Source organism: Nonomuraea sp. NPDC052265 (assembly GCF_044547985.1).
GTDB lineage: Bacteria > Actinomycetota > Actinomycetes > Streptosporangiales > Streptosporangiaceae > Nonomuraea.
Map to the genome: position 1 here is coordinate 78,516 of NZ_JBIUBJ010000026.1, position 15,344 is coordinate 93,859.

The window sequence follows — 15,344 nt, forward strand, 5'->3', positions numbered from 1 at the left end:
TGTTCCATAAAGCCTAGGAGAGTTAACTTGCGCGCCCTTCCGAGAAATTGATTATCACCTAGTCGCTTGAAAGACACAAAACCAACTTCGTGACTGGAGAGAGCGCCGAAGAGCAGAAGACCGAAGAGTAGAATATTCGCATGCAGGGCCTCCACGAGTACGAGCCTCAACGAGTAGAAGCCTCGAAGAATAGAGCACCAACGATCATATCGCCTGCAAGCGAAGCCCCTTGAGGATCACGGGTCGCGCGAAGAGAAGGCGGGCGCCAACCTCCAACGGTCACGCCTAGCGAGAGGGAGTGAATGCTTAGCCCTAACATGCTGGGCTGAGATAACAAGCCATGGGCACAAATCCGGGAGCCTGGCTCTCGGGCTTGGGCCCTCTCAGCGCGATTATCTTCCTAGGTATATGCCTCCTTGCAGTCCTGGCGATTCGCTCGTTTCTTACAGCGATCCACAAGTACGGCATACCCGAAGGGGAAATCCGCTTTGGTTTGTTGAGAATCTCAGTCCGATGGAGCCAAACATCACCAGTTGAGCTCGACGCTTCTGATCAGTCGGAAGATGAAGAGACATTGGGGCAGTCCTCCAAGCCTCAGCAGGAAGAAGAGCCGCCTCCTGCAGGAGGTGACGCCCCCTGAGCATGCTGGCCCCCCTCCTACTGGAGGGGGGCCCTTGCATCTGCCTCAGCCCCACCATGGCGATTGCATGCGAGGCACACGGCTTGATGGATGCTGAGCCCTGCTTACAGCAGTAAGCGGATACAAGCGTGTAGAGGGGCTGGAGAAGAGAAGTTACTAGGCCCTTCACTGGAGAAGGCCTCATCCGGCGTGCGAGCCGCATCCCAGCACCCCAGCCTCCCCGACGCCGCGTTCTCGCTCTATTGAGTGAGACTGGTCCGGCGTGCGCGTATCGAGTAGGTATAGCCCTTATCGTCGGTTCCGCTGCTGCCCCATCCGCGACTGGTCGCGATTTCCCAGCCCTTCTGTTCCCTCATTTGCTTCGCGAAGACGGCGAGATCACGGATATTGCATCCACAATCGAGCCAGAGATCGATATTGATATAGGCACCCTGCGGTTTGTTCTCGAATTGGCTAGTAGCCCAGCGCACCTGATGTTCGTGATCGGCCAGCCCTGTGCGCTTCTCGTCGTGGACGAGGCCGAGGGCTCGCGCATATTGATCAAGGTCGTCGATGGCGAACAGATGGCTCGACCACTCGCCTGGCCAAACGGCAAACAGTCGAGACTCTCCGCTATGTACGCGTTGGTAGGTGCCCCCGTCTGTCCCGTGCGTGACTTCCCCGGCGTTGCTGACCTCGATATAACACATCGTGCGGAGTCTGTAGGGAAACTTCATGCCCATCTCGCCCGCGCTTCGCGGTTGCATCACACCCCCCTGCGGTTGCCAAGACAAAGTATTTGAACAGTATCGAACCCGTGCCGTAGCCAGCCTTCGTTCGGGAAAACTGGACGGAGATCAGGATGGTGTCCGAGGCTCTGTCATCCGACTGCTGACGTGAGCGCGTGGAGAGCTTGCCTTGATGGGCAGTCAACGGTGTCCGCATGCGGCTGTAAATCATAGTCAGGGGGCATATGTGGAATGATCTTGGAGGCGTTTTTCGAGGTCAGGACCTCTGGGCTATTCGGGCCGTCGGTAACCGGCTACGACCACCCCCGGGCATGAGACGACCACAGCCGTTGATCGTGCCAACGCCTGGCCTCGGGCTGTGAAATGGTCGGGAACATTGCTTGGCCAGCCATCGGAGGTGATGCCGATCAGGGCGTCGATGCAGGTGACCAAGCGGCCATCGAGCGTCCCGGAAGTAGGCCATCGGGTTGTCGTTCTTGTGGCTTCCCTGCTGGCGGGAATCTTCTGTCGATTGATCAGTCGGTGTCGGTAGCCGCCAGCACGGCGAGGCTTAGGCCGTCAGGTGACAGAGCCGCGATGGCGATGTCCCAGGCGACCTGCTCGAACCACTTCGTCGTTGCGGAGAATGTGAACCATCGGTGGTCGTGGACGTGATGCTCAACGTCGGCGAAGGTGGCGGTCTGCGGTGCTCCGGAGAGTCCCGCCATCGATTTCCACGCCTCCAGGCGCCCATATGCACCGTAGAGACCGTGGTTGTAGGCGCCTCCGGTGGAGGCTGCGGCGAAGAGGACCTGCCAAACCCGTGAGGGAGCGCATGTGGAGGCCGATGGCGCCGACCGCCGCCCCTTCGCGGCAAGGCAGTCCAAGCTCAGCACGGACAGGATTTCCGCCATCGACCCGCCGGCAGCGCTGAGCGCGAAGGTGCGTGCCTCGATCCGGCCGTTGGATTCCTCGGCCCAGTTCTCGACGGCTCTCGCTATTTCTGCGGCAGCTGATGGTGTGGTGGTCTCCACCGCCGAGGTGGTTCTGCCGTCCCCTGCAGGGGCGGGGCCGGCTTCAGCGTCAGAGGACCCGAACGGTAGGGGGTAGCTGGAACCGTGGGCGCTGTAGCTGGGAAGGCCGGGACTCTGCTCGATCGAGGAGCGGTGCAGCGGCAACCAGCCCAAGGGGTGATATCTCCAGTGCGGAGCTGTCGTCCATGGCGCGATCCCCGGCAGGTCGCTGATGGGTTCTCCGCGCACTACCAGCTCGTGTACGAGACAGGCGCGGAGCTCTTCCAACCCTCCGGCGTGCACTTGGCCTCCAGCGAAGGCACGCGCCAGGTCGGTCGCCGACCGGCTTGAGGCCAAGAGCGACGCGGCATAGCGCGCCATCTTGCGGTCATCGGAAGCGACGGCCCCGAGCAGACGCAGGGCGTGTCCAAGATGCTCTGCATCGGCGGCGACGGTCAGGAGACGAAATACGGAGTCAAAGACACTCCTGTACTGCCAGATCGGCCGATCCGCCGACCCGTACGCCCTGAACAACGCGATCCCGAGATCCGCGACGAACGCGGCATCACCTTCCGCCAGACGCTGCTCGGCCATGTCACGGACGCCGTTCACATCGTTCAAATCCGGTAAGAACGCGACGATCTCCTGAACCTTCTCCACCATGATCAGAGCCTACGGGGTTACTTGATCAGGACCTGCGCGCTTCTCAGTAATTCGGGATTTCTGGAGCTTGATCCAGAGGTCTCTCAACTCTGGCAGTTGGGCTGACGGCGGCGCGTTCGAGGACACGGCAAACGGTGGCACGAGCGACCGAGAACACCTGCATCAGCTCGGCGATGGTGTAGTCGCGGTGCCATGCATTCGCACCAGTTGGATCTGCTGCCGCGCGCCCGGCTTGGGTGCCCGGCCCTAAAGTCGGCTGCGGAAGTGGGCGATCGCCATGCCCTCGCGGATGCACCATCTTCAGCAGGCCGGCCTCGAATTCGGCGAAGACCGCCAGCATGTTGAAGAACATCTTCGACATCGGGCCGGCGGGGCCGTAGACGCTGCCGCTCACTCACACCCCGCGGGCGACCAGGATGTCGCCGATGGCCCGGGCATCGGAAACGGAACTGGCGAGCCGGTCGAGCTTGGGCTCCACCAACGTGCCGCCGGACCGGACGGCGGCCAGGGCCGCGTTGGTTCCGGTCAAACCCTTGTCGAGGTAGATGCGGTCGTCGGAGACTCCAAGGAAACGAGAATCTCGCGCTGGGCGGTGAGGTCTTGGGCGACGTTCGAGCATGTGGCGTAGCCGACGAGTTCTCCCGCCCGCCAACCGTGCCGCGTAGCCCCCGCCACTGGACGGCTTCGCCGACCACCTATCTGAGACGCGGAGGTGGCATGTCGGGCTGTGCTTGGGTGATCTCGATTGCGCACGTGCGGGTGTCCGATTGAGATTCCTCTACCGGACACAAGAGGAGGCGCGGCAATACCCTGAAGCAGTGACGACTGACGCCGCCTTGTCGAGGGCCGTGAGAAGCACCGTCGACTCGCCTCTGCTCCCTCTGCCAAATCACATTGCGGAGCTTCTGTCCGACCTAGGAAGCCCGCTACGACTGGTGGCCCACCTGCGGGCCGTCCACGATGTCGCGCGCCAGCTGGTCGACTGGGTGGAGCAGCGCTACCCCGACTTGTTCTTCGACCGCGAGGCGGCGCTCTTTGGGGCCGCGACACACGACATAGGGAAAGCTGTCCATGTCTCCGAGCTTTCCAGTCCCGGATCGGCGCCTGAGGAGGTGGGGCAGGCTCTTCTGCTTGACGCGGCGTCAGCCCGGAGCTCGCCCGCTTCTCCGCGACGCACGCATCGTGGACCCGATCGGATATCGGCCTGGAAGACCTCCTGGTGAGCCTTGCCGACAAGATCTGGAAGAACAAGCGCGTTCCGGACCTGGAGGATCACATCGTGACCCGGCTGTCCGAGGCAACCGGCCGAGCGGCGTGGGAGGAGTTCATCGCGCTTGACGAGATCCTCTCCCGTATAGGTGACCAAGCCGACGCGCGCCTGGCGTTCCAGGCATCCTTCCCGATCCACGGCTCCTACTGCCTGACCCCGGACGCTCCGTGACATCGATCGCCAATCTGCTGGGCGTCTTGGTCGGCACCCTCTACAACCACATCCCCGACCTGCCGCAGCTACGCGCCAGCCGGCCTAAAAGTGCTCACGAACTCAGCGCCCGGGGGGCAGCCTCGTGATCGCCTGGCTGGGGGCTCTTGACTTCCCCGAGCATCGTCGCGACGCACTGCTGCGAAGACTGGCCTGGGAGGCTAGCACCGACGACCCCGCGGCCCTGGCAGCGTTGGTCGCTGCGCGAGCGACTCAGCCTTGCCGAGTCCCCACCGCACTCGTCGCGGCCACCTCGTCGATCGCAGTGCTCGGCGACGACGGCCGCTACCACCTGCATCTTGACACGCGATATCTCTGCGCCCAGGCGTGGCGAGGACGGAAGAAGCCACCGCCTTCGGCCTTGCCGCACGAGCAATGGTGCAAATGGTGGAGCGCAGACGGGCAGCGCTACCGGGTCAACCCGCCCCCCGGCGCCGGGCCGGAGGAGGGCCACCCCGGCGGCAGGATCGTGCGATGGGCTGTGCTTCCCCTCGGCTCCGAGGCCGACCCCGCTCTCGTCAGGCGGCGCGAGCGGTGCCCGGTACGCCAAGACGATGGACGATGGCCTCCCTTCCAAGGGCCCGTCCTCGGCCCGATCATCAGGACCCTGATCGAGATCCTTGGCCCTGACTGTCACGTGTGCCGAAGCGCGACCGGCGTGTTCGTCGAGCACAACCCCGACAATTTCCAAGTCCGTGGACTGGTCTGTCGCCACTGCAACACCTGGCTGGAAACCTGCCCCCACTCCTCAGGCTGCGCCTGGGGCGACTACCTCAATAACCCACCCGCCGCACATCTCGATCTGGTCTACCCACGAGCTGCAACCAGCCGCCAGCCCACACGCGTGCGATCTGCGATCCGACCTTCACCCGATTCCAGTCGCCCGCACAACAACGAGAAGACTTCCGACCGAACGCCCTGAACCCAATCGCCGCGCCATCCCGGAATGGAGACCGCCAATGACTCCCCCCACGCATCTGGCTGGACGTCCCATACGCCGAAAAGGACCAGGCCAAAGCCGCTGGCGCCCGTTGGGACCCAGCCGCCAAGCGGTGGTACGCCGCCCGTCCGGGCATCACCGCCCTACAACGATGGGCCGCCCAACCCGACGTGCCCGACTTGCTCCCCGGCGAAGACCGCAGCTTCGGCGCGGGACTCTTCGTCGACCTGGTGCCCTCCTCGTGCTGGTTCACCAACGTCCGCTCCTGCGTGGACCAGCGCGACTGGGAGCGACTACGGCGCATGATCACGAACCGAGCCGGGCACCGCTGCGAGGTGTGCGGTCGAGGTGAAGACCGCACGGTCCAGCGGTGGCTGGAGGCCCACGAGCGCTGGCATTACGACGATGCCACCCACACACAGACGCTCAAGCGGCTGATCTGCTTGTGCACGGACTGCCACACCGCCACCCACATGGGCCTGGCCCAGATCAAAGGCAGGGCCGACCAAGCCACCGCCCACCTGCGAGCAGTCACCGGGATGACCGCCGGCCAAGCCAGTGCCCACATCAACGCAGCATTCTCTCTGTGGCGATCACGTTCGACCCGACACTGGGCCCTCGACCTGAGCATCCTCACCGACGCAGGCGTCACCCTCACGCCGCCTCCCGAGCGGACCAACCGCGCTGCCGAAGCACAGCGACGCCTGAGCGAGGTGCAGCAGGTCCCACCCCGGACCACGAACTTGTCTCCGCCTCCCGCCCCAGCCCGTCCACGCCACGAACCTCCTGAGAAGCAAGCCTCTCCCGCCAGCTCCGTGCAGGGACCCCAGTGGCTGCCTGGATGGCTGCAGCGCTGGCTGGCAGACCCACGAGACTCTCGCTGAGCCTGCCGCGCCAACCCTGAGAGCTGACGTTGATGCCGCGGGGCGTGCCCCAGCGGGCGCGCTCATTCGGGGTCCTTCAGGGCTGCCGTGAGGTTTCCCGTGCGTAGCTCTTGCTGTTCGACCCATCTCTTCCCCTCGGCGGCGATTCCTTCTAGAACGTGGAGGGTGTGGGGAAGGCCTGCGGCGTCCAACGACACCTTGGACACCGCTCCGGGAACCTCTCCCTGCTGTAGCTCCTCCATCCCTGAGCTCACCTCGACACTGATCTCAGCACCGTTGACAAGTGAGAGTTGGAAGATGCGTTCGTCGTTATCCGACTGGCTGACCCGTACCGCGGCGACCGTTTCGAAGCGGTAGTTGAGCCGCTGTCGGTCGTGGAAGGTGCCGTTCATGAAATCGAGCGTGACGGTGATCTGGCGGACACCTTCTTGGGTGATGAGGAAGACCAGGAGCTGGTACTTCTTGTAGCGCCATGGGCCACCTTGTAGGCGTGCGCGTGCGCTCGACCGAGCGGGAGCCTCGATGAAGGCGTGCGCGATGACATGGCTCATGGTCAGTCTGTAGTGCCGCAACGCCTCATCTAGGAGCGCTTTCCTGTCACAGTCCAGCCAGGTGGCCATCTCCTCGTCGCGGGGCTTGTCCGCCATCCTCGCGCGCCACCGGGCCAGGGCATCCAGGTCGCCTTTGTAGGTCTGGTCACTCTCGATCTCGTCGGCGGCGTGCCGGCGGCGCTCCAGGATGATGCGGAGCCATGCACGGGTGCCGATCCATCCGGAGATCAGCAGGAGGAAGATCGTGCCGATCGCCGGCAGGGGCTTGACCGGTACGGCGCTGACCGCTGCCCAGCCGCCTCCACCTGCGAGGGTGAGGAGTCCGAGTATCGCCAGAGCTTTCGTTCGCCCAGGGGCGGCGAGTTCCTCGCGGTAGCTCCATAGCGTGCCTCTTCGATGGCGGGCATTGGCCTCGGTTGCCCGGTGCCGGATGAGCCAGGTGAGACGCTCAATCCCGATCCGCATTCCCCCATAAACCGCCGCGATCTCATCGCGCAGGCTACGGCGGATTCCTGCTGTGTGGGCCATCCAGTTGCCACGGTCCATGCCTGGCGGTAGGTATCTGGCGAAGTAGTGGTCGATGCGGTTCTCGGCCTTCTTCGCGAAGCTGCCGGGCTCGGCTTCGCTCTTGGGCCCTAGGTACTCCCTGTCTTTGGCGCGACGGCGTCCGACGCGGAAGCACCAGTCCGCGGCGTTCGGTACACCGACATAGGCGCCCCCGATGCCCAGCACGTAGGCGAGCATCATGAGAATGCGACCGCTCTGCAGGACCAGGTAGCCGAGGTGAGCTGCCGCCATGACTAGCACAACTGTCGCGGTCAGGGCCTGGGCCCGAGTAGAGAACGACATGTCTGGGGGCTTCGGGACCCGGCGCTCGGGCTTCTTCGGCGCCGGATGGAAGAACTTCCAGATCCGATCCTTTCGGTCGCCGGCCATCTGCTCGGTCTTGGCCTTCGTCAGCGCGAGGTGCCACAGATGGTCTTCGATCGGGCCGTCGAGGTACAGCTCCAAGTGATCCAGGATCAGGCTACGTTGTGGTTCGGGGAGCGCGTCGAGGTCTTTGACGACGACCCGGATGTCCTCCTCGGCCTTTCCTGCCGACTCCAGGAGCCGGTCGATGATGCGGACGCCGTCCCGCCACGTGTCCTCGCCCGAGAGTCGCATGATGGCGCGTCGGTCTCGTAGCTGGGCGGTCTCGTCCTTGGTCAGCTCGTGTCGCGTCCGGCCGCTCACCATGGCGAGCAACCAGTAGAAGTAGACCTCGTTGGTGGCGTAGCCCGCCATGGCCTCGTTGATCAGTTTCCGGGCGGGGCCCGGCATACGGCCTTTCAGGAAGTACACCCCGGCCCGGAACTTGGTCTCGGGCGGATCCTGCGGTGTCGTCATGTAGATGACATCGCCGTGCACTGTCCCTGCCTGCACTCCGACGTGGGAGTCTGTGGCCGCGTTCTCGACGCGGTGCCCCGGATCTGTCATGACAGGGACTGGACCAGGGCGATGATGACGGTCAGCTCGGCTGCCAGGTCTGCGACGTCGCCGATGAGCCCGCGGAGCTTCTTCAGCGCCAGCGTCAGTGTGTTCTTGCGATCCGGCGTCTTTGTCTCCAGAGCTTGGTCGGCCGTGACCAGCTCAATCTCGGCCGCCTTGTACGTCGACTCATCCAGGCGTCCGTCCGCCCACGCCTGCCAGAGTCGGGTGCGGAACCCGGCCAGCGCCTCGGGCAGGTCCGCCGGCCGGGGCGTCTCAGGGGTGATCCGGATACCGCCGTGCACGATGCCTGCCTGCACGCCCACATGAGCGTTTCCCTTGGCGATGTTCCTGACGGTCTCGGGCATGGCGGAGCTCCTTGTCGTGGGTTCGTCGGTGAACAACTCCTCGGCCAGAGCCGCGGCGAACGTGGCCGCGTTGGCGGCAGCTCGCGGCTGCCACTGTTCGCGGTCTGTGGCTTCTTTGGTGCCGTCGGCCCGGTCGCTGATTCCGCGGATCACGACGACGGGCAGTGCCCGGTTCAGGTGGCCGGCCTGTGCCACGCCAGCGCCTTCCATCTCGATCGCCCGTGCGTCGTTGTAGTGGTCGCGAATCCAGCGGGCGTGTTCGGAAAGCCGGGAGTTCAGGACGACCTCTCCGGCGGCAATCGCCCCGAAGTGCACGTTCGGGCGAGGGTCGAGGCCTTTGGCCCAGGAGCTGCTGCGGTGCAGGTGCTGGGCGATCTGCTCGGCAACGTGCGAGGTCTGCCAGACGCGAGGGCGGCTCTTGAAGCCTTCGTCCTCGCTGGTGCCGCCGTGGAAGGCGTAGATATGTGTGGCCACCACGACGTCTCCGAGGGCGATGTGTGTTTGCAGCGCGCCGGCCACGCCCACGAAGAGGAGAGCTGCCGGTTGGAACTCGGCGATGGCACGTTCGGCCAGCACCGCAGCGGAGTGGTTACCCTTGCCGACCTGCGCCAGCGCCACCTCGCATCGCCCATCCGCCAGGCGGCCCACCTCGAAGAGGGTGCCTTGCGGGTGCCGGTGCAGGCGCAGGCCGGCCAGCTTCTCTCTGATCGCCTGGTATTCCAGGTCTAGGGCGGTGAGGATCACGACGGGGCTCACTGCACCTGCTCCTTTCCGTTCGGCGAGTCGACGGGACGGATCATCGGGGGGTACAGGACCTCTTGAGGACCGGCCCTGAACAGCCGGGCCGGGCGCCCAGTCGCGGCCTTGCGCGCCGAACCGGCCGGGATGATGAATCCGTCGGCTTTCTTGATCTTTCGGTAGAAGTTCCGCGGGTCGAGCGGCATCCCCCACACCGCCTCGTACACGTCCTGAAGGTCGGTGATCGTGAACGTCGGCCCGCAGAAGGCCGTGGCGAGCGCGGAGTGTTCGAGCTTGGCTCGGGCACGCTCGACGCCGTCCGTGACGATGCGGCGGTGATCGAAGGCGAGCCGCAGATCGCCGGAGAGTACCTGGTCGGTGGGCTGCCAGCCGGCGTCGGCGGCGTCGGTGCCGGCGGTCGGTTCGGGCAGCCTTGGGGCGATGGCCAGGAAGGCGACGCTCACCACGCGGCCTCGCGGGTCACGGCCTGGGTCGTCGTAGACGCCTAGCTGCTCCAGCCGGAGTGTCTTGACGTCCAGGTCGGCCTCCTCCGCCAGCTCCCGATGAGCCGCGGCGAGGAGGCTCTCTTGTGAGTGCTGTAGAAAGCCGCCCGGTAGCGCCTGGGCGCCCTTGTACGGCTCGATGCCGCGCTCGATGAGCAGCACATGCAGGCGTGAATCACGCAATGTGAGGATCACCAGGTCAACAGCGAGCAAGATGGCGGGCGGCTCCCATCGATCGGCGCTCATGGCTCGACAGTATGTTTTTGTCAGTCTGACAAAAAGTAGCGCCGTGGTTAGCTTTGGCGATCCCCAGCGATACGACAGGCTGTTGGATCTCCCCTTTGCCGCAGGAGTTCGCCTATTTCACGCCGCGCGTGCTGCGTTCCAGGGCTGGCATGCCGGTGACGGTACGCCGCCCTTCCGACAATTTCGGGGTCAACCGTGCTGGGGGTCGGCTGTAGGTCCTGAAAGTACGCCGACTACAGATCCCACAACCGATGACCTCAGCCCCGGGCAGGGGTGCGGAACACCTGGTGACTGTGCCAGCCGATGTGATCCTGTTCAACTTCGTCGAGGCCAGGCTGGGGCGGTCGGGCGGGCCGGCCTGCCAGGGAGAGCACCATGTCCAGGGCAGGCTGCGAGCGCCCGACGAACCTGGCCGAGACGGCGATGGTGCGCTCCGCGGTCAGTCCGAGGACGCCCTTGTCGAACAGTTTGTGGTGGATCGCGCACAGGCACAGCCCGTTCGCCACATCGTCGGGCCCGCCGAAAGCCCACCAGCGGACGTGCGCGGCGTCCAGGCCCACCGCCGCGCCGTCCAGCCAGCCGTCGTAGGAGCAGAACGCGCAGCAGTACTCGTACGCCATGAGCACCCGGTCGCGGAAGCCCGGATCACGGCGTACAGCGAGCAGCGTCTTGGTCTTTGCGGCGGTTTCGAGAGTCTCCAGGTCCAGGCCGGCCAGCAGGCACAGGTCCGCATGCAGGGACGGGGCGAAGTTGGAATCCAGGAGGTATCTGGCCATCCGCCCCAGCAGCCCGGGCTCCTCCGCCAGTGCGTGTGCCAGGTCGGGATGCAGCCGGCCGGCGGCCTGGCTCTCGCGCAGGCGGCCCAGTTCCGGGCCCGGGCTGCCGGGGCCGTGGCGGGTGTCGACCAGCCACAGGCCATCGTTCGTAAGGTGGTGGAACGGGTAGCCGGGGCTGGTGTCACGGGGCGGGCCGTACTCCTTGAGCAGTTTCTTCAGCTCGGCCTCTGCGGCGCTGAACGGGATGGACCGGTTGCCGTGCCGCTGGAAGTGGCCCAAGGCGTACAGGAGGAGAAGCGGCTTGTGCGGGGCGCGCTCGCCGCCTCTGGTCCAGCGCCGGATCTCGGCGACCCGCTCGATCCAGTCCACGACCGGCCAGTGTAGAGCGATTTTCCGTCTGTCGCGGTGGCCGGCCACGCCCTATAGTCGCCGAGGTGAGCGATCTTCCACCGGGCGTCTACCAGCATCTGATCACCCGTGAGCTGGATAGCCTGCTGCGTACGGTGTCCGATCGCGACCTGATCGACCGGCGGTCGTTGGACATCGCCGACTCCCACGAGGTCCTTGCCCGCCATCTGGCGGCGCTCACCCGCCGGGCGCTGCGCTCCGTGCGGGGTGAGAACGACGCGGTGCGGCTGGCCCAGCAGGTAGAGGTCGTCAACCGGGTCGCCGACCTGATCGGTGAGCTGGTGCCGGAAGCTGCCTCACCCGAGGAAATGGTGGAAGCCGCGGAGGAGCTGCTGGGCATTGCCAGGAGCCGGGACACCGCCGGGCGCGTACGCTTCCCCGCGCGGCCGGTGATCCCCCTTACTGGAAGCGCGTTGCTGGTCAACGGCCGCGGTCAGCCGGAGATCGGCCATGAGCTCAAGCGTGAGCTGGCCTCCGCCGATCACGTCGATCTGCTGTGCGCGTTCGTGAAGTGGAACGGCGTGCGGGTCTTGGCGGAGGCGATCGAGGAATTCATACACCGCGGTGGCCGGCTGAGGGTGGTGACCACCACCTACATCGGCGCCACCGACCGCCTCGCCCTGGACCGGCTGGTGGCGATGGGTGCCGAGATCCGCGTCTCCTACGACACCCGGATGACCAGGCTGCACGCCAAGGCGTGGCTGTTTCATCGGGGCAACGGCTTGTCTACCGCCTACGTGGGCTCGTCCAATCTGTCGCGCACCGCCCTCAGCCACGGGCTGGAGTGGAACGTCCGGCTCGCCCAGGCCGAACAGCCGCACCTGATCGACACGTTCTCCGCCACGTTCGACGACTACTGGGGCGATCCGTCGTTTGAGCCCTACGACCCGGCGCATGACGCTGAGCGGCTCGACCGTGCTCTGTCCGCCGAGCGGGCCGGTGGCCGTCCAGTGGAACTCGACTTCGCGTACGTGGACGTCCGCCCGTACTCCTACCAGCGAGAGATCCTCGACGAGCTCGATGCCGAGCGGCAGATCCACAACCGGTGGCACAACCTCGTCGTCATGGCCACCGGCACCGGCAAGACCGTCGTCGCGGCGCTCGATTACAGGCGGCTGCGCGCGGCAGGGCAGGCGGAGTCGGTGCTGTTCGTCGCCCACCGAAAGGAGATCCTGCGGCAGAGCCTGCTCACGTTCCGGCAGGTGATGCGAGATGAGACGTTCGGCGAGTTGTACGTGGACGGTGCCCGTCCCGAGCAGTGGCGGCACGTTTTCGCCTCGATCCAGACCTTGCACACCAACCCGCTGCCCGAGCCGGACCGGTACGACATGGTGATCGTGGACGAGTTCCACCACGCCGAGGCCGCCACCTACCGGAAACTGCTCACCGGAGTGCGGCCCAAGGTGCTCCTGGGCCTGACCGCCACACCGGAACGCGCCGACGGCCAGGACATCAAGCACTGGTTCGACGGCCGCATCGCCGCCGAACTGCGCCTATGGGAGGCGCTGGAGCGCGGGCTACTGGCCCCGTTCCAGTACTTCGGCGTCCACGACGGCACCGACCTGCGCCAGATCGGCTGGCGCAGGGGCCCGGGCTATGACGTCGGCCAGCTCTCCAACGTCTACACCGGCAACGACCGCCGCGCCGCCGTCGTCCTGGAAACGCTGCACCGCAAGATCGGCGACGTCGGACGGATGCGAGCCATCGGCTTCTGCGTGAGCATCGACCACGCCCGCTTCATGGCCGACCGCTTCACCCGAGCCGGGCTCCCTTCCATGGCCGTCACCGCGCAGAGCCTGCGTGACGAGCGCGACCAGGCCCTACGGGACCTGCGGGACCGTAAGATCAACGCGGTGTTCACCGTCGACCTCTTCAACGAGGGCGTCGACGTCCCGGAGATCGACACCGTGTTGTTCTTGCGGCCCACCGACAGCGCCACCGTTTTCCTGCAGCAACTCGGGCGCGGGCTGCGGCTGGCTGAGGACAAGCCGTGCCTGACCGTACTCGACTTCGTCGGCCACCAGCACAAGCAGTTCCGCTTCGACCGGCGCTACCGTGCACTCACCGGTGCAAGCCGCACCGGCATCGCGCGGGAAATCGAGCAGGGCTTCCCGACGCTGCCCGCCGGCTGCGTGATCGACCTGGACCGGGACGTACGCCGGCTCGTCCTCGACAACGTCCGGCAGGCGCTCAACCTGAACTGGCGGGACCTAGCACGCGAACTCCGCGACCTCGGAGACGTAAACCTGCCCACGTTCCTCCAGGAGACCGGACTGGACCTCGAGGACCTCTACCGTCGCAGCCGCCAGGGCTGGGCCTCGCTTCGGCACGCCGCCGGCTTCGGCGCCGTGCCGGGTGACGAGGCGCTCGGACGGGCCTTCGGCCGGATGCTGCACATCGACGACGTCGAGCGGCTCACCTTCCTCACCGAGGTGCTGGCCGGAAGAGCTCCACAATCGCCGCGCGAGCTACGCCTGTTGGCCATGCTGGACGCGATGCTGTGGGGCGGCACCCAACCGATCTCCGGCATGGAGGCCCGGCTCGCCCACCTCACGGGCGCCCGCGCGGCGGAGCTGGACGAACTTGCGAACGTGCTCCGCTCCGGCCTGCGTCACGTTGCCCCACCGCTAGACCCTGTCGTGCCCCTGCATGTGAACGCCCGCTACAGCAAGAACGAAGTGCTGGCCGCCTTCGGTATCGACAAGCCCGCACACATGCGGGAAGGCGTCAAATACGTGCAGGAGCACCGCGCGGACCTGTTCTTCGTCACCGTAGACAAGTCGGAGGACCGCTACTCCCCCACCACGCTCTACGCCGACCGGGCGATCAGCGAGGACCTGTTCCAGTGGGAGTCGCAGAGCACCCTACGCTCCGCGGCTCCCACCGCCCGCCGCTATATGACAGGCGAGTCCACGGTCCACCTCCTCATCAGGAACTCCAAGCGCGACGAAGGACTGGGCGCCCCGCCGTACACGTACGCGGGACCGATGCGGTACGTGAGCCGCGAGGGCGAGCGACCGGTCCGCTTCGTCTGGCGCCTGGATCACCCGCTCCCTCCCGAGGTGTTCCACTACGCCAAGGCAACCGCCGGCTGAGCCGACTGCAAGGGGAGTACTTTGCGAAGACACCCGCACTGGAGAGCGGGAACGTCTTGTGGCCCTACTTCTACGAATACGGCTCTGAGCAGGTCAAACACCCACGATGAGGTGATCCTCAGCAGGCCCACGCCAAGGACCTCAACACATGTCGAGCAGCACCCACATATCCCCACATCACTAGCCAAACCAGACTCGTAGTTGCTGGAGCTCTCCTAAAGCGGGTGCCGCAGGTTCGAATCCTGCCGGGGGCACTCACCTAGATCGGCATTTCAGGCCCCTGACCTGCGGTTTCACAGCCGCAGGTCTTTTGTTTTGTGTCCTTGGTAGGCAGCAGGCGGTGCCCGCATGCAACCGTAAGACCATGATCAGGGGACATGCGCGGGATGATCTTGATGGCGTTTCCCCAGGTCGGACCACATTTTAGGCCGCCACGTTCGCCGGTACCCTCTTCCGGCCGCACGGCACGGGGGAACACAACCAGCCTGATCATGCCGAATACGTGCGTAACCTTCGTTTGAAGTTCACATCACCGGGCCAGTACGCGGGCCGCGCCGGCGACAACGGTGGTCGCCGGCACCCAGCCAGCCGCGATCAGCCGTAAAAAGAGCCACTGCGTCGCTCCCCCTGGGTTGAACGCCGACTGCTGGTCCGCATCGACAATGGGAAGCAGCAGATCAAAAGCATGGATTACGGCGCTTGAGTGCGGAGACTCGCCCAGCTTCAGCGGAGGCGACACCGAGTAGACGACACTGCCGATGGCCAACAGGCCTGCGTTCCGCGCAATTCGGGGGTTCTGGAGTCCGTCCCGAGCTGAAAGTGCAGGTCAACGGAGCGGAGGCTGGTGACGCGGGCGGATATGCCT

14 protein-coding genes are annotated in these 15,344 nt (G+C 65.5%); 4 read left to right on the forward strand and 10 right to left on the reverse strand.

From position 1 onward, the window contains the following. Positions 1–879: 879 nt before the first annotated feature. The 5 genes from ACIHAD_RS42875 to ACIHAD_RS42895 form a co-directional block, all read right to left on the reverse strand. The gene (locus ACIHAD_RS42875) at positions 880–1,356 is read right to left on the reverse strand and encodes a hypothetical protein (RefSeq protein WP_397360570.1); all 477 of its coding nucleotides are present in this window, start codon (positions 1,354–1,356) and stop codon (positions 880–882) included. A 527-nt stretch (positions 1,357–1,883) separates the two neighbouring features. After that, the gene (locus ACIHAD_RS42880) at positions 1,884–3,023 is read right to left on the reverse strand and encodes a DUF6183 family protein (RefSeq protein WP_397360571.1); all 1,140 of its coding nucleotides are present in this window, start codon (positions 3,021–3,023) and stop codon (positions 1,884–1,886) included. A gap of 43 nt (positions 3,024–3,066) precedes the next feature. Then, entirely contained in the window at positions 3,067–3,417 is a 351-nt protein-coding gene (locus ACIHAD_RS42885) for a hypothetical protein (protein WP_397360572.1), read from the reverse strand. Beyond that, on the reverse strand, positions 3,418–3,552 hold the full coding sequence (locus tag ACIHAD_RS42890; protein WP_397360573.1) for a hypothetical protein: 135 nt from the start codon (positions 3,550–3,552) through the stop codon (positions 3,418–3,420). 397 nt (positions 3,553–3,949) lie between these two features. Then, the gene (locus ACIHAD_RS42895) at positions 3,950–4,096 is read right to left on the reverse strand and encodes a hypothetical protein (RefSeq protein WP_397360574.1); all 147 of its coding nucleotides are present in this window, start codon (positions 4,094–4,096) and stop codon (positions 3,950–3,952) included. A 146-nt stretch (positions 4,097–4,242) separates the two neighbouring features. Between ACIHAD_RS42895 and ACIHAD_RS42900 the strand changes: the two genes are divergently transcribed. The 3 genes from ACIHAD_RS42900 to ACIHAD_RS42910 all read left to right on the forward strand — a co-directional run bounded on the left by ACIHAD_RS42900 (position 4,243) and on the right by ACIHAD_RS42910 (position 6,327). After that, entirely contained in the window at positions 4,243–4,464 is a 222-nt protein-coding gene (locus ACIHAD_RS42900) for a hypothetical protein (protein WP_397360575.1), read from the forward strand. Between the two features lie 520 nt (positions 4,465–4,984). Continuing rightward, on the forward strand, positions 4,985–5,425 hold the full coding sequence (locus ACIHAD_RS42905; protein ID WP_397360586.1) for an endonuclease domain-containing protein: 441 nt from the start codon (positions 4,985–4,987) through the stop codon (positions 5,423–5,425). Positions 5,426–5,484: 59 nt separating this feature from the next. After that, complete coding sequence (locus ACIHAD_RS42910) at positions 5,485–6,327, forward strand: DUF5710 domain-containing protein (RefSeq protein WP_397360587.1); 843 nt, start codon at positions 5,485–5,487, stop codon at positions 6,325–6,327. A gap of 62 nt (positions 6,328–6,389) precedes the next feature. Here ACIHAD_RS42910 and ACIHAD_RS42915 read toward each other — a convergent pair whose 3' ends face one another. From ACIHAD_RS42915 to ACIHAD_RS42930, 4 genes are all read right to left on the reverse strand, one after another. Beyond that, positions 6,390–8,354 (reverse strand): hypothetical protein, encoded by a 1,965-nt coding sequence (locus ACIHAD_RS42915; protein WP_397360576.1) that lies wholly within the window; start codon positions 8,352–8,354, stop codon positions 6,390–6,392. Next, a complete protein-coding gene (locus ACIHAD_RS42920) occupies positions 8,351–9,469 on the reverse strand; it encodes a purine phosphorylase (protein ID WP_397360577.1) in 1,119 nt (372 codons plus the stop codon). The genes ACIHAD_RS42915 and ACIHAD_RS42920 overlap by 4 nt, the downstream gene beginning before the upstream one ends. Continuing rightward, positions 9,466–10,200 (reverse strand): NrtR DNA-binding winged helix domain-containing protein, encoded by a 735-nt coding sequence (locus ACIHAD_RS42925; protein WP_397360578.1) that lies wholly within the window; start codon positions 10,198–10,200, stop codon positions 9,466–9,468. Before ACIHAD_RS42925 ends, ACIHAD_RS42920 begins: the two co-directional genes overlap by 4 nt. A gap of 257 nt (positions 10,201–10,457) precedes the next feature. Further along, positions 10,458–11,345 carry a phosphorothioated DNA-binding restriction endonuclease gene (locus ACIHAD_RS42930; protein ID WP_397360579.1) on the reverse strand — a complete coding sequence of 296 codons (888 nt, stop codon included), beginning with the start codon at positions 11,343–11,345 and terminating at the stop codon, positions 10,458–10,460. Between the two features lie 65 nt (positions 11,346–11,410). On the opposite strand from ACIHAD_RS42930, the gene ACIHAD_RS42935 reads away from it, so the two are divergent. Continuing rightward, positions 11,411–14,479, forward strand: coding sequence for a DUF3427 domain-containing protein (locus tag ACIHAD_RS42935; RefSeq protein WP_397360580.1), 3,069 nt, complete (start codon positions 11,411–11,413; stop codon positions 14,477–14,479). 529 nt (positions 14,480–15,008) lie between these two features. Here ACIHAD_RS42935 and ACIHAD_RS42940 read toward each other — a convergent pair. After that, positions 15,009–15,245, reverse strand: a complete 237-nt coding sequence (locus ACIHAD_RS42940; protein ID WP_397360581.1) for a hypothetical protein — start codon at positions 15,243–15,245, stop codon at positions 15,009–15,011. Between the last annotated feature and the right edge of the window lie 99 nt (positions 15,246–15,344).